At 53.8% G+C, this 10,859-nt stretch carries 10 protein-coding genes and 3 tRNA genes; 7 read left to right on the top strand and 6 right to left on the bottom strand.

From position 1 onward, the window contains the following. Window positions 1-386 precede the first annotated feature (386 nt). From ACVLVH_RS16485 to orn, 4 genes are all read right to left on the bottom strand, one after another. Window positions 387-462 (bottom strand) — tRNA-Gly (locus ACVLVH_RS16485). Between the two features lie 197 nt (window positions 463-659). Next, window positions 660-735, bottom strand: a tRNA-Gly gene (locus ACVLVH_RS16480). A 27-nt stretch (window positions 736-762) separates the two neighbouring features. Further along, window positions 763-838, bottom strand: a tRNA-Gly gene (locus ACVLVH_RS16475). A gap of 299 nt (window positions 839-1,137) precedes the next feature. Further along, the gene (gene orn, locus ACVLVH_RS16470) at window positions 1,138-1,686 is read right to left on the bottom strand and encodes an oligoribonuclease (protein WP_101762856.1); all 549 of its coding nucleotides are present in this window, start codon (window positions 1,684-1,686) and stop codon (window positions 1,138-1,140) included. A 103-nt stretch (window positions 1,687-1,789) separates the two neighbouring features. Between orn and rsgA the strand changes: the two genes are divergently transcribed. From rsgA to mscM, 3 genes are all read left to right on the top strand, one after another. After that, complete coding sequence (gene rsgA / locus ACVLVH_RS16465) at window positions 1,790-2,833, top strand: small ribosomal subunit biogenesis GTPase RsgA (RefSeq protein ID WP_101762855.1); 1,044 nt, start codon at window positions 1,790-1,792, stop codon at window positions 2,831-2,833. Window positions 2,834-2,926: 93 nt separating this feature from the next. After that, window positions 2,927-3,823 (top strand): archaetidylserine decarboxylase, encoded by an 897-nt coding sequence (asd, locus tag ACVLVH_RS16460; RefSeq protein ID WP_101762854.1) that lies wholly within the window; start codon window positions 2,927-2,929, stop codon window positions 3,821-3,823. A gap of 15 nt (window positions 3,824-3,838) precedes the next feature. Then, complete coding sequence (gene mscM, locus ACVLVH_RS16455) at window positions 3,839-7,174, top strand: miniconductance mechanosensitive channel MscM (protein ID WP_101762853.1); 3,336 nt, start codon at window positions 3,839-3,841, stop codon at window positions 7,172-7,174. A 52-nt stretch (window positions 7,175-7,226) separates the two neighbouring features. On the opposite strand, the gene mdh is transcribed toward mscM, so the two are convergent. Beyond that, window positions 7,227-8,162 (bottom strand): malate dehydrogenase, encoded by a 936-nt coding sequence (mdh, locus tag ACVLVH_RS16450; protein WP_217549775.1) that lies wholly within the window; start codon window positions 8,160-8,162, stop codon window positions 7,227-7,229. A 424-nt stretch (window positions 8,163-8,586) separates the two neighbouring features. Here mdh and argR point away from each other — a divergent pair, with 424 nt between their 5' ends. The 4 genes from argR (at window position 8,587) to yhcN (ACVLVH_RS16430) (ending at window position 10,535) form a co-directional block, all read left to right on the top strand. Beyond that, window positions 8,587-9,057, top strand: coding sequence for a transcriptional regulator ArgR (gene argR / locus ACVLVH_RS16445; RefSeq protein WP_008101964.1), 471 nt, complete (start codon window positions 8,587-8,589; stop codon window positions 9,055-9,057). A 489-nt stretch (window positions 9,058-9,546) separates the two neighbouring features. Beyond that, window positions 9,547-9,810 (top strand): peroxide/acid stress response protein YhcN, encoded by a 264-nt coding sequence (gene yhcN / locus ACVLVH_RS16440; RefSeq protein ID WP_498949768.1) that lies wholly within the window; start codon window positions 9,547-9,549, stop codon window positions 9,808-9,810. 90 nt (window positions 9,811-9,900) lie between these two features. Then, a complete protein-coding gene (locus tag ACVLVH_RS16435; protein WP_007891990.1) occupies window positions 9,901-10,167 on the top strand; it encodes a YdgH/BhsA/McbA-like domain containing protein in 267 nt (88 codons plus the stop codon). Between the two features lie 101 nt (window positions 10,168-10,268). Continuing rightward, window positions 10,269-10,535, top strand: coding sequence for a peroxide/acid stress response protein YhcN (gene yhcN, locus ACVLVH_RS16430; protein ID WP_008101968.1), 267 nt, complete (start codon window positions 10,269-10,271; stop codon window positions 10,533-10,535). 50 nt (window positions 10,536-10,585) lie between these two features. Here yhcN (ACVLVH_RS16430) and ACVLVH_RS16425 read toward each other — a convergent pair whose 3' ends face one another. Continuing rightward, entirely contained in the window at window positions 10,586-10,855 is a 270-nt protein-coding gene (locus ACVLVH_RS16425) for a barstar family protein (RefSeq protein WP_271461398.1), read from the bottom strand. Window positions 10,856-10,859: the final 4 nt, after the last annotated feature.

Here is a 10,859-nt window from a genome sequence, read left to right as displayed (position 1 = left end):
TTATCCCACTGAATCGTGACGGAGATCGTAATTTCGTCTTAAGGGCAAGATCACAGTCTGAAATAGTTATAACCATTTACAAATCAATCAATTAAGCGATTATTGTAAATATTCACGTCGTATTTAGCGCGCAGGGGTTTGTCCAGAGCTTGTGGATAACTCTGTTCAAAACAGTTTTAAACAACGGGGAAAACGCCGTCAGAAGCTTGCAGGCGCATTGTGGATAACCTGTAAGATAACTGCATCAGACAACAAGCATTATCACTGCTAGCGAGGCGTGCAAAATTTCCAGAAAAAAACGGTGTCGCATGCGATCAAAAAAGATCTGCAGCAGTTTTAATTCTGATTGCGCCTAAGGGCAAATAACATTAGTGAATATGAAAATCTGGAGCGGGAAACGAGACTCGAACTCGCGACCCCGACCTTGGCAAGGTCGTGCTCTACCAACTGAGCTATTCCCGCATAATCTTCGTATTTTAGTCTGCTACTGCGTTGGGTGCCTTCACTCACCCAGGTCACTTACTCATGTAAGCTCCCAGGGATTCGTTCAGTTTCCGCCTTGTTGCAAACTAAAATACTCGATTCTGACTCTTCGTATTTTTGTCACAACAATCACGCTAACGACTAAATCCGTGATTTGGATGGTTTACTACAAACTCTGGAGCGGGAAACGAGACTCGAACTCGCGACCCCGACCTTGGCAAGGTCGTGCTCTACCAACTGAGCTATTCCCGCATTAGAGGTTTACTACTCAACGAAGTTTGGAGCGGGAAACGAGACTCGAACTCGCGACCCCGACCTTGGCAAGGTCGTGCTCTACCAACTGAGCTATTCCCGCATAATCTTCGTATTTGTGTTGGTTACTGCGTTGGCTGCCTTCACTCAATCAGGTCACTTACTGAAGTAAGCTCCCAGATATTCGCTCAGTTGCCGCCTTGTACCCAACTCAACTACTCGATTCTGAACTTCGCCGTACTACTTTACTTCTCCGTTCCGCATGAAATTCTTCACCGGTACGGGGTGCGCATTATACGAGAAATCCTTTCAGTCGCAAGAGTCTAAAAGCAAAATTTTGCGCTTTCCGCGCGTTCGCTGCTTTTATCGACAACCTGATGATTTCCTGCGCACCCGCGGCGGTTAAAGCTGCAGGAAGTGCTCGCGATAGTACGCCAGCTCGGCGACGGACTCGCGAATATCATCCAGTGCCTGATGGCTACCGGACTTTTTAAAACCTGGCAAGATATCTGGTTTCCAGCGGCGCGCCAGCTCTTTCAGCGTGCTGACATCAAGATAGCGATAGTGGAAATAGGCTTCCAGTTCAGGCATGTACTTAAACAGGAAGCGACGATCCTGACCAATACTGTTGCCGCAAATCGGCGAGGTGTTCGCCGGCACCCACTGTTTCAGGAACTCGATGGTGGCCAGTTCCGCCGCACGGTCATCGTGCTCGCTGGCTTTGACGCGCGCCACCAATCCGCTATTGGTGTGCGTGCGCACGTTCCAGTCATCCATCAACGCCAACTGATCGTCAGATTGATGCACCGCGAACACCGGGCCTTCTGCCAGGATGTTAAGGTTGGCATCGGTCACGATGGTAGCGATCTCAATAATGCGATCGCGTTCCGGATCCAATCCGGTCATTTCGAGGTCGATCCAAATCAGGTTGTTTTCATTTCCAGCTGTCATGCGTTTCCCGCCTGTTGCCAAAGTCGTCATTAAACTCATTTCAGGTGTATCATAGACGTTTTGCCCAGCAGGGCGAAACCTGGCGAAAGCCGTGAGAGGATGCGTGAGTAAAAACAAACTGTCGAAAGGTCAACAACGTCGCGTAAGCGCCAACCATCAGCGTCGTCTGCAGCAACGGAGCGATAAGCCGGAGCCGGATGATAGTCTGTTTGGAGAAGCGGCTGATGGCGTGGTGATCAGCCGTTTCGGCATGCACGCAGACGTGGAAGATAGCGAAGGCGTTGTGCATCGCTGTAACATCCGCCGCACCATTCGCTCGCTGGTCACTGGCGATCGCGTTTTATGGCGCGCTGCCATTGGCGGCGGCAAAGGGATCGTCGAAGCGGTACACGAACGTAAGACGGTGCTAACGCGCCCAGACTTCTATGACGGCGTGAAACCGATCGCCGCCAACATCGATCAGATCATTATCGTTTCGGCGATCCTGCCAGAGCTGTCACTCAACATCATCGATCGTTACCTGGTCGCCAGCGAAACTCTTGGCGTGGAACCGCTGCTGGTGCTCAACAAAACCGACCTTTTAGATGCCGAAGGCCGCGCGTTTGTTGATGAGCAGATGGAGATCTATCGCAACATTGGTTATCGCGTCTTGATGGTTTCCAGCCACGCCAAAGATGGCCTGGTTGAACTGGAAAGCGCCTTAACCGGCCGCGTCAGCATCTTTGCCGGCCAATCTGGCGTGGGTAAATCGAGCCTGCTGAATAACCTGCTTGGCCTGGAGGTAGCGGCTGAAATTCTGACCAACGATGTGTCGAACGTTTCTGGATTAGGTCAGCACACCACCACCGCGTCACGCCTTTACCACTTCCCGGCGGGCGGCGATGTGATCGATTCACCGGGCGTGCGTGAGTTTGGTTTATGGCATCTGGAGCCGGAACAAGTGACGCGCGGCTTTGTCGAATTCCGTGAATTCCTTGGCGGTTGCCGTTTCCGCGACTGTAAGCACGATACCGATCCTGGCTGTGCCATTCGCGAAGCGGTAGAAGAGGGCAAGATTGATATCTCCCGCTTCGATAACTACCACCGAATTCTGGAAAGTATGGCGCAGGTAAAGACGCGTAAAAACTTTTCCTCCGACGCAGATTAAGCAGTACAACGGCACATTCGCCAACGCGCTGGGGCGCTGCTACAATCCGCCCCCTTTTTTGTTAACGACACGTAATTAAGCCAGGAGGCAACGGTGTTTGATCGTTTTAAACTCGGCCTGAATCATATTTTGCCTAAAAAAGGCCTCACCGAACTCGCCGGTTGGGGTGCCAGCCGCCGTGGTGGCTGGCTCACTAAAGCGGTCATCGACCTATTTGTCTGGTACTACAAAGTGGATATGGCGGAAGCCAGCAAGCCACATACCGGCAGCTACCGCACCTTCAATGATTTCTTCGTGCGTCCGTTAAAAGAGGGCGCGCGTCCGATCGATACCGATGCCTCTTTACTGGCGCTGCCCGCCGATGGCGCGATCAGCCAGCTGGGCCGCATTGCCGGCGATCAGATCTTCCAGGCCAAAGGCCACACTTACAGCCTGCAGGCGCTGCTTGCCGGTAACGACGATCTGGCGGATCAGTTTCATGACGGCGAGTTTGTTACCACTTATCTCGCCCCGCGCGATTATCACCGCGTGCATATGCCGTGTAACGGCATCCTGCGCGAAATGATCTATGTGCCGGGCGATCTCTACTCCGTCAACCCGCTGACCGCACGTAACATCCCGAATCTGTTTGCGCGTAACGAGCGCGTGATCTGCGTATTCGATACCGATCATGGCCCGATGGTGCAGATCCTTGTCGGTGCCACCATTGTGGGTAGCATCGAAACCGTGTGGGCGGGCACCATTACGCCACCGCGCGAAGGTGTGATTAAACGCTGGCGCTATCCGTCTGCCGATCATGATGGTGCGGTGGTGCTGTTGAAAGGCCAGGAAATGGGTCGCTTCAAGTTGGGTTCAACGGTGATCAACCTGTTCGCGCCAAATCGCGTGAAGCTGGCAGAAAGCCTTGAAGCCGAAAGCAAAACCCGCCTCGGTCAGCCGCTGGCCATCGCCCTGCCTCAGCCTGGCGACAGCGTCTCACTTAGCAAATAACCCGGAATCTCTCCCGTGCGTGTTTTCCTCTCCTTGCTGCTGAGCCTTGTGCTCAGCAGTTCTGTATTTGCAGCCACCGTTCCGCAATCCAGCCAGCTAAAGCAGGAACTGGATGCGGCTAAATCGGCGAAAACCTCACCCGCGCAAACCGAGCAGGTGCAGGCGCTCGAATCGGCGATCAATTTCCTCAACGAGCGCGATGAGTCGCTGGAGCGCGCGAAGCAGTATCAGCAGGTGATTGATGATTTCCCGCGGCTGGCGCGCGAATTACGTCAGCAGATCGCCACGCTGACGGACAGCAGCAAGGCGGTGCGCAGCAATATGAGCAGCGCCGAGCTGGATCAGGAGCTGTTGCAGGTTAGCAGCCAGCTGCTGGAGGAAGGCCGTCAGGCGCAGCAGGAGCAGGATCGCGCGCGCGAGATCAGCGATTCACTGTCGCAGCTGCCGCAGCAGCAAACCGATGCACGCCGGGCGATGACCGAAAGCGATCGTCGCGCGCAGAGCGCTTCGACGGCGACTACGCCGCTGGCGCAGGCGCAGATTTACGCGCGTCAGGCGGAAAACGCCGCCAACAAAGCGCGCGTGGACGAGTTAGAGCTGGCGCAGCTTTCGGCGAATAACCGTCAGGAACTGGCGCGTATGCGCGCTGAGGTGCATCAGCGCAAAGCGACTCAACTGGATAACTATCTGCAGGCGCTGCGCAATCAGCTCAACAATCAGCGCCAGCGCGAAGCTGAACTGGCGCTTGAGCGCACCGAGCAGCTGGCGGAAAACAGCGGCGATCTGCCGAGTTCGATCAGCGATCAGTTCCGCGTTAACCGCGAACTCTCCGCAGACCTTAATCAACAAGCGCAGCGCATGGATTTAGTCGCTTCGCAGCAGCGTCTGGCCACCAATCAGACCTTGCAGGTGCGTCAGGCGCTGAGCACGTTGCGTGAGCAGTCGCAATGGCTGGGGGCGTCCAATCTGTTGGGCGAAGCCTTGCGTGCGCAGGTTGCCCGTCTGCCGGAGATGCCGAAATCTCAGCAGATCGACAGCGAAATGGGCCAGCTGCGGGTGCAGCGTCTGCATTATGAGGATCTGCTGGAGCGCCAGCAGGAACTGCGCAAAGCCAAACAGGATGACGGCACGCCGTTCAGCAGCGATCAGGTACGCATCCTCGAAGCGCAACTTAAAACCCAGCGCGAACTGCTGAACTCACTGATTTCCGGTTGCGATACGCTGATTCTGGAAATCACCAAGCTCAAAGTTTCCAATACACAGTTGCAGGATGCCTTAGCCGAAGTTAAAGATGCGACGCATCGCTATCTGTTCTGGACCGCTGACGTTAATACCATCGGCCTGAATTTCCCGGTGGAGATGGCGCAGGATCTCAAGCGTCTGTTGTCGCTGGATACCGCCGGCCAGCTCGGCAAAGCGCTGGCGATGATGTTTACCAATCGCGAAACCGTGTTACCGATTATTGGTGCGATTCTGCTGGTTGGCTTCAGCATCAGCTCACGTCGTCACTACAACGCCTTTATGGAGCGCTCCGCCAGCCGCGTCGGTAAAGTGACGCAGGACCGCTTCAGCCTGACGCTGCGCACGGTATTTTGGTCGATTCTGGTGGCGGTGCCGCTGCCGGTATTGTGGGCCGCGCTCGGTTACGGTTTACAGCATGCCTGGCCTTATCCATTCGCCGTGGCGATTGGCGATGGCATCACCGCCACGCTGCCGCTGCTGTGGGCCTTTATGATCAGCGCCGCGTTTGCACGTCCCGATGGCTTGTTTGTGGTGCATTTCCGTTGGCCGCAAGCGCGCGTGGCGCGTGCCATGCGCTATTACTCGCTGTCGGTGGGGCTGATTGTGCCGCTGATCATGCTGCTGATCGCCTTTGCCAATCTCGACGATCCGCAATTCTCCGGCACGCTGGGACGCGTGTGCTTCATCCTGATTTGTGGCGCGCTGAGTATCGTTACCGTTAGCCTGAAACGCGCCGGTATTCCGCTCTATCTGGATAAAGAGGGCAACGGCGATAACTTCGTAAACCGCATTTTGTGGAACCTGATGATTGCCCTGCCGCTGGTGGCTGCCCTCGCCTCCTGCATCGGTTATCTCGCCACCGCGCAGGCGCTGCTGGCGCGTCTGGAAACCTCGGTGGGCATCTGGTTCTTCCTGCTGGTGGTGTATCACATCATCCGCCGCTGGATGCTGATTCAGCGCCGCCGCATCGCCTTTGACCGTGCACGTCAGCGTCGTGCCGATATGCTGGCCAACCGCGCGCGCAGCGAAGAAGAGAAAGAGCAATCAACGCCAGCGAATGCCGACACCATCGAAATCGATGAGCCAAGCATTGATCTTGATGAGATCAGCGCACAGTCGCTGCGTCTGGTGCGTTCAATCCTGACGCTGATTGCGCTGGTTTCGGTGATTGTGCTGTGGTCAGAAATCCACTCGGCGTTTAGCTTCCTTGATAACATTCCGCTGTGGAATGCCAGCACCACCATTCAGGGTGTGGACAGCGTGCAGGCGATTACGCTGGGTGCGGTGTTGATTGCGATTCTGGTGCTGATCATCACCACGCAGCTGGTGCGTAACATGCCCGCGTTGCTGGAACTGGCGCTGTTGCAGCATCTCAGTTTGGCGCCGGGCACCGGCTACGCCATTACCACTTTGACCAAGTATGCTTTGATGCTGATTGGCGGCTTGATTGGCTTCTCAATGATGGGCATTGAGTGGTCGAAGCTGCAGTGGCTGGTTGCTGCGTTGGGTCTGGGTTTGGGCTTCGGGATGCAGGAGATTTTCGCTAACTTTATCTCCGGCCTGATTATCCTGTTTGAGAAACCGATCCGTATTGGCGATACCGTGACCATTCGCGACCTGACGGGCAGCATCACGCGCATCAACACGCGTGCCACCACCATCACCGATTGGGACCGCAAAGAGATCATCGTGCCGAACAAGGCTTTCATTACTGAGCAGTTCGTGAACTGGTCGCTGTCGGATTCAGTGACGCGTGTGGTGTTGACGATTCCAGCGCCCGCCAGAGTCAACAGTGATGAAGTGACCAACATTCTTAAGCAAGCGGCCGATCGCTGCACCTACGTGCTCGATATGCCGGCGCCGGATGTGTTCCTGGTCGATCTGCAGCAAGGTATTCAGCTGTTTGAACTGCGCGTGCATGCGGCGGAGATGGGGCATCGCATGCCGCTGCGCCATGAACTGCATCAGCTGATTCTGCGCGGCTTTGAGGAGCACGGCATTGAGATGCCGTTCCCACCATTCCAGGTACGCATGGAGACGTTAGGAAAGCAAAACCCCGCGACTAACGGTGCGCCCGCCAATAAAACCTTCAAATCTGGCGGATTATAAAAACAAAACGCCCGGCAGATGCCGGGCGTTTTTTATTGCCGCTTAGCGTTCATCACTTCACAAACTCTTCGCCCTGCGAGATATCTTTCTTCAGCGTTTCCAGCATGCCGTTTAGCGCCTGCTGTTCAAAGGCACTCAGCGTGCCCAGCGGACGGCGTTCAACGATGCCGTTTTTGCCCAGCAGCAGCGGCTGCGAGAAGAAGCGGGCATATTCGCCATCGCCTTCCACATACGCGCACTCCACCACGTTGGCTTCGCCTTGCAGGGCACGAATCAATGACAGGCCAAAACGGGCCGCCGCCTGTCCCATCGACAGCGTCGCCGATCCGCCACCGGCTTTGGCTTCCACCACTTCGGTGCCCGCGTTCTGAATACGTTTGGTGAGATCCGCCACTTCCTGCTCGCTGAAGCTCACGCCTTCCACCTGCGACAGCAGCGGCAGAATCGTTACGCCGGAATGCCCGCCCACCACCGGCACTTCAATCTCGTTAGGCTGCTTGCCTTTTAGCGCCGCGACAAAGGTATTGGCACGGATGATATCGAGGGTGGAAACGCCAAACAGGCGATTCTTGTCATACACGCCGGCTTTTTTTAGCACTTCGGCCGCAATCGCCACCGTCGTATTCACCGGATTGGTGATGACGCCAATCAGCGCTTTTGGCGCGGTACTGGCAACCTGCTCGATCAGGTTACGCACGATACCGGCGTTGACGTTAAACAGGTCGGCGCGATCCATGCCCGGCTTACGTGCCACACCCGCGGAGATCAGCACCACATCAGCACCATGCAGCGCAGGCGTAGCATCTTCACCGCTAAACCCTTCCACGGTGACTGCCGTTGGGATATGACTGAGATCGACCGCCACACCGGGCGTTACCGGGGCGATATCGTAAAGTGAGAGAGCTGAGCCTGCGGGTAATTGCGTTTTGAGCAGCAGTGCGAGCGCCTGGCCAATACCACCAGCGGCACCGAGAACGGCAACTTTCATCCTGAACTCCTTATTAAGGTGGGGCAGAGATATGCCGAAAATCCATCAGGTTACGAGTTTAATCAACTTCTCAGGCGATAGCGACTAAACCTGTCGCGCACTAAACACTACGCCGCAATCGGCTCCCGAGACATCTCCACTTCAGAAGTCGCCTGAATGATTCATTCGCAGCCAGAAGACAATGGACGGCAATGATCATCGATATTGTTGTTACCACTTCAATAATATAACAACTTTGCAACCTTCGCTTTGCGCGTCCACCCGCGATTTTGGTGCAACATCATATTCTGTTATGATGCCCGCCCCGCAGGTCATTACCGCGATTCTCTTACCAGACTTATTGCATAAAAATTCATCTAAATGCATAATAATTTATCTGCCGTGGGCCTGTTGCCCTCTGCAACCCCTTTTTAATTGGTAGCTTATGCGAAACCCATCGAAACAAGACGACTTGATTAAGGCGTTTAAAGCCTTATTAAAGGAAGAGAAATTCAGCTCCCAGGGCGAAATCGTGCAGGCGCTGCAGGAAGACGGCTTCGAGAATATTAATCAGTCCAAAGTTTCTCGCATGCTGACCAAGTTTGGCGCGGTGCGCACGCGCAACGCCAAGATGGAGATGGTTTACTGCCTGCCTGCTGAACTCGGCGTGCCCACCACCACCAGCCCGCTGAAGAATCTGGTGCTGGATATCGATTACAACGATGCGTTAGTGGTGATTCACACCAGTCCGGGCGCTGCGCAGCTGATAGCGCGCCTGCTGGATTCGCTGGGCAAAGCGGAAGGCATTCTCGGCACCATTGCCGGTGATGACACCATCTTTATTACCCCCGCGCGCACCTTCTCGGTAAAACAGCTGTACGACGCGATTCTGGTTTTATTCGAACAAGAGCTATAAAACCCTGCTGCATACCGGCAGTTCCTCTGCCGGTTATCTTGCCCTTTGCGCTTCATTCGTAACCATTCTGTTACAAATTCCTTTGTAAATAATAAGTTATCCATATGCCTGGCGGTTCTTTTCAGCCGCTATCATTGGTACGACCTTTATGCCTTTTTAACCTTATGCGCTATTTTACGCTGCTTTACACATTGTGCTCAGTGTCTTTCCCTTCTCTATCTGTATCAGCCAGCGAGATCAACCACGATCTTTCGCACTAAAAGATAATTTGATGTAGATCATTGTTTTTATGGTGAAATAACCACCTCTGGTTAAGATCCAGGCGTTTTTTATAACTTCAGGTTCTAAAAAAGTGCCATAAGGATAAAGAATTACAACCAAACATTATTAGCTCGGTATTAATTTCATGGGTGATTAGATCTATACTTGTTTTCGTGATGCAAATCACACGAAAGAAAAAGATAAAAATAGACGACGAGGAAAAATATCATGAACGTTAAAACTACTATCGCGACTTTAAGTATTCTCTCTGCCCTGTCATTTGGTGCTTTTGCAGCAGATTCTATTAATGCCGAAAAGGCTGCGAATCTGCAACCCGCGGGTACCATCAGCGTCAGCGGCGTGGGCGGCTCTCCAATGGATATCCGTCAGCAGTTAAACGATAAAGCCGACCAGCAAGGTGCGAAAGCCTATCGCGTGGTTGAGGCGAATACCGGTGACAGCTACCACGCAACCGCTGAGCTGTACAAATAAGTTATTGACTTAAAAAGCAATGTGAACGGCGACCCTTTTGAGACGCTCTTGCCTCTCAGGTTGCCGGCCCCCATTTCAGGAGAGTGAATCATGAAAACCAAATTAGCTATCGCAGTACTGGGCCTGGCTTCTGTTCTTTCTTTTGGCGCGAGTGCCGCTAGCCTTGTTTCAAACCAACAAGCTGAACAGCTGCAATCTCTGAACCAAACCATCAGCGTGAGCGGTGTTGACGGCGACCAAACCAACGTGCGTCAGGAACTGTCACAGAAAGCCGATGCGCAGGGTGCCAGCCATTACCGCATCATCGAAAGCAACCGTGGCGATACCTTCCACGTGACTGCTGAACTGTACAAATAATCACTAATTGAACGTCCAGTGCCTTGATGGCGCCAGGCAATAGATCGACGACCCGCCACCCCTTTTCTGCCGCAGGTTGTTGATTAAACGAGGAGAAAATTATGAAAATCAAAACAACCATTGCAACTGCTACCCTGCTTTCCCTGTTCGCCTTTGGTGCTTCTGCAGCACAACTGGTCACCGAACAACAGGCGCAGAATCTGCAACCTACCGGCAGCACTATCTCAATCAGCGGAACCGGCGGTTCGCCAATGGACTATCGTGCCGAGCTTTCTCAGAAAGCGGATGAGCAAGGTGCCAGCGCTTACAAAGTGATTGAAGCGAAAACCGGCGACAGCTACCACGTGACAGCTGAGCTGTATAAGTAATTCCTCGTCAATTAAGACGAACCCTTTGGCCCCGCTCGCCGGGGCCCTTTTTACTTTATATTGAAGCGGAGCTGGCCTTCCAGCTCCTCTTCTGCTTCATCAAATAGCAGGATTAATGCGCCATACCGGCGTTTCTGCCCTTTCCCCAGATTTACAAATTCAATCTCCAGCGGCAACGGCAGTTGCTCACCGACAATCGCACCCCAAAGATCGTCAAGATCGTTGATGGCGAGATCGGCTAACGCAAAACGATCGCTAAACTGTCGATAAAAATGGGCTTGATCGACAATCTCGTCGAAATCGAAACGCTCGGTTCTCATCATG

It is taken from the genome of Kluyvera sp. 1366 (genome assembly GCF_054823405.1).
This window is presented reverse-complemented; position numbering and strand designations above follow the sequence as displayed.